The sequence below is a fragment of the Planktothrix tepida PCC 9214 genome, from assembly GCF_900009145.1.
GTDB lineage: Bacteria > Cyanobacteriota > Cyanobacteriia > Cyanobacteriales > Microcoleaceae > Planktothrix > Planktothrix tepida.
Genome location: NZ_LN889861.1, coordinates 1 through 546, shown reverse-complemented (window position 1 = coordinate 546; position 546 = coordinate 1). Strand labels below are relative to the sequence as shown.

The 546-nt window shown below is 36.4% G+C and carries 1 protein-coding gene; it reads left to right on the top strand.

What is annotated here, in order from left to right; translation table 11 throughout:
* Positions 1-70: 70 nt before the first annotated feature.
* On the top strand, positions 71-546 hold a 476-nt coding region (locus PL9214_RS29500), incomplete at its 3' end, for a helix-turn-helix domain-containing protein (RefSeq protein ID WP_139295217.1).

Below are 546 nucleotides of genomic sequence, written 5' to 3'. Positions count from 1 at the left end.
TAGACATCTCCAAAATAGAAAAAAGGAGGGGTAAAAAGATGATAAAATTAAATTTTACCCCGGATTAGAGATGAGTAAATTAAGAGACTATCTGGACAAGAATCCCCAGCAAGCAAAAAGGCTATTAGGGATGGAATATGAACAGATGATAGAACTCATTCAAGCTGCGGAGTTATTAGAAGAAGAAAAACGACAGGAAAAAGAAAAAACTAAAATCAGGTTGATTAAAGCAGGTGGGGGTCGTCGGCAGAAATTATCTGTGGAGGAACAAATCTTACTGACTCTAATTTATCTGCATCAAATGCCGACATTTCAAATGTTAGGGTTACAGTTTGAAGTCAGTGAATCAACAGCGAATGATATTTTCCATAACTGGATAAAAATCTTGAGAGAATTACTACCAGCGAGTTTGCTAGAGCAAGTAAAAAAAAACGAGAGTGATTGGGAGTGGGTAGAAAAAATTCTGGTGGAATTTGAGTTAGTAGTAGATAGCTATGAACAGCCCAGGGAAAGACCAACAGACAATGAAGAGCAGAAAAAATATTA